We start from the raw sequence: 2,753 nt of genomic DNA, 5'->3' as shown, positions 1-2,753 counted from the left end.
CCACCGAAGTCACCATGTCGTCAGCGTGTGTTGACGATGCCCGCGACGTCGAGCCGAGGGGCCAGCAGGCCTGCGGCGCCATGTCGTAGGTGACCCACGGCTGACGCTCGGCCACTCGGTCGTACAGCCCTCGTGCGACCTGGTTGTCCGCGGCAGTGATCCAGGTGACCACGCCCCAGCCCCGCTCCGCCGCGACCGAACGCAGGTGCTCGAGAATCCCTGCGCCGACCCCGGCCCCACGCTGGGTCGGGTCCACGAAGAGGTCGTCCAGGAAACCGGCCGTGTCCCCTTCGAGCGGCCGGGCGAAGGCCCGCACATGCGCCAACCCGACCACGAGCCCGTCCAGCTCGGCGACGAAGCACTCGAGCTCGCCCTCGCTCACCAGGCGGTGCCACAGGTGGTCGAGGTCGGGCGCGGGCACCTCGTAGAACGCGCAGTAGCCGCGGTAGAGCTCCGCCCACCGCTCGCGATCGCGCTCCTCCACCGGCCTGACGACGACTGCCACAAGCCATGTGTACCAGTGGCAGGCCTCCAGGCAGGTCGGCTGACCCAGTCGGCCGGATCCCCCGCGTCCAGGTCGGTGATCCCGGCCTTCTCCAGGGCCCCGAGCACGATGACGCGGCGGACGGCAGCGAAGGTCAGGACGTGGGCGATCATCCGCCGTAGGTGAACAGCCTGGGTTCGTCGCACGTGACGTCCAGGAACGTGTCGTCGAGCCGCCCCTCCCGGATCGTCTCGTGCACCTGGGCCAGGAAGAGCGGCCCTTCGACGGCGAGCTCGCGTCGCAGGGTGCTGGTGGACTTGGAGCGCTCGGACTCCCAGTCGTGTCGCCGCTGCGTGCAGGCGGCGTTCCACTGGGCGAGCTGTCCCACCAGCCTGCCCAGCACGGAGCGCATCGACATCTCGTCGTCGATCGTGCCGACCGAGACCTGGATCGGCTCGTCGAGCTGCGCATCGGTGCGCCGGCCGGCGCGCTCGAGCAGCTCGCCGGTCAGCCAGAGGTGGTGCTCGACCATGCGGGTCAACAGCTCCATGGGGGTTACCTTCGCGGTGGTGGGCAGCCGACGCTGCCGGGCGGGTGGACGTGCACCTCGCTGGGCGCAGGGATCTGCGTCCTGCCGGGACGACGACGCCAGTGGGCCGGCGGTGCGCCGTACGCCTTGGTGAACGCGCGGGTGAACGCCTCGTGGGATCCGAACCCGGCCTCCAGGGCGACATCGAGGACCTGTCGGTCGGTCACCGCCAGCTGGTAGGCGGCCCGTTCGAGCAGCAGGCGCCGGCGCATCCGCTCTGGCGGCTCACCGGCTACGGCGGACACGATGCGGTCCAGGTGGAAGCGCGAGAGGTGGAGCCGTCGCGCCCGCTCCTCGCTGTCCAGCTCCAGGATTCACGATCGTGCCGGTGACCCAGGGTGAGGTCTCGCGTCGCTCGACCAGGTTATGAACGTCCAGGCCCACAGCCCGACGACGTCTCCGGACTCCTCCAGGCACATGGACGTGACCGGCGACTCGCTGCGGCCTGCTTCTCGCGTCGTCACGTCCAGCCAGAAAGACCGCTCGACGGCCATCGGTCGTCAGGCGGGAAGGGAGACGAGTCCCATCTCCGAGACCGACGAGAGCGCATCGTTACGCGGCACGACGCGCACCGTGTAGCCGAACGAGCCTGAGCGTTCGAGGGTGACGGAGGCGTCGAACCGGTGCCGGTTGCCCTCGTAGGACTCGCTCGGGTGCATCACCGACGTGGCGGCGTCGAGCAGCACGTCGTCGGCGCTCGGACGGCCGTGCACCACCTGCACCTCGACGTCTTCGAAGCGCAGCTCACCCAGGGCGATGAACGAGTGCACGTGGACGGTCGCGCCGACCTCGGCTGCGTCGCCGACACCGTCCGTGTCGACGTGCTCGACCTTGACCGACGGCCAGGCCGCACGGACCCGCTGCTTCCACTGGGAGAGCTCACGCGCCCCCTGGTAGTCGGAGTTCAGGGTCCGGGACGTGCGGGCCGCCGGGGCGTAGAGCTCACGGACGTAGTCGCGCACCTGACGGGTCGCGAGCACCTTGGGCCCGAGCGACTTGAGGGTGTGCCGGACCATCTCCAGCCAGCGCGGCGGCACGCCCTCGTCGTTGCGCTCGTAGAAGCGGGGCGCCACCTCGTTCTCGACCAGGTCGTAGAGCGCGGCCGCCTCGAGGTCGTCGCGCCGGTCGGGGTCCTCGATGCCGTCGGCCGACGGGATCGCCCAGCCGTTGCCGCCGTCGTACCACTCGTCCCACCAACCGTCGAGGATGGAGAGGTTGAGACCACCGTTGAGGGCGGCCTTCATGCCCGACGTGCCGCACGCCTCGTAGGGACGCAGCGGGTTGTTCAGCCAGACGTCGCAGCCGGGGTAGAGCGGCTGGGCCATGGCGATGTCGTAGTTGGGCAGGAACGCGATGCGGTGCCGGACCTCGGGGTCGTCGGCGAAGCGCACCATCTCCTGGATCAGCCGCTTGCCCGTCTCGTCGGCCGGGTGCGACTTGCCGGCGATGAGCAGCTGGACCGGCCGCTCCGGGTGCAGGAGGAGCGCCTTGAGCCGGGCGGGGTCGCGCAGCATCAGCGTGAGGCGCTTGTACGACGGCACGCGACGCGCGAAGCCGATCGTCAGCACGTCGGGGTCGAACGCCGCGTCGGTCCAGCCGAGCTCGGCGTCGGTCGCACCGCGCTGCAGCCACGACTCGCGCAACCGCCGCCGGACCTCCGTGACGAGGCGCTCACGCATC

4 protein-coding genes are annotated in these 2,753 nt (G+C 70.5%); all 4 read right to left on the bottom strand.

Annotation, left to right across the window (positions count from 1 at the left end; genetic code table 11):
- A partial coding sequence (locus JWN68_RS02725) for a GNAT family N-acetyltransferase (protein WP_297734312.1) occupies positions 1–505 on the bottom strand: 505 nt, incomplete at its 3' end.
- 148 nt (positions 506–653) lie between these two features.
- Positions 654–1,034: a hypothetical protein gene (locus JWN68_RS02720; RefSeq protein WP_297734309.1), complete on the bottom strand. Its 381-nt coding sequence runs from the start codon at positions 1,032–1,034 to the stop codon at positions 654–656.
- 5 nt (positions 1,035–1,039) lie between these two features.
- Positions 1,040–1,378, bottom strand: a complete 339-nt coding sequence (locus tag JWN68_RS02715) for a helix-turn-helix domain-containing protein (RefSeq protein ID WP_297734315.1) — start codon at positions 1,376–1,378, stop codon at positions 1,040–1,042.
- 195 nt (positions 1,379–1,573) lie between these two features.
- On the bottom strand, positions 1,574–2,753 hold a 1,180-nt coding region (gene glgP / locus JWN68_RS02710), incomplete at its 5' end, for an alpha-glucan family phosphorylase (RefSeq protein ID WP_297734306.1).

The sequence above is a fragment of the Nocardioides sp. genome (assembly GCF_025964975.1).
Taxonomy (GTDB): Bacteria; Actinomycetota; Actinomycetes; order Propionibacteriales; family Nocardioidaceae; genus Nocardioides.
The sequence above is the reverse complement of the archived record's forward strand: the minus strand, read 5'-3'. Positions and strand labels throughout refer to the sequence as shown.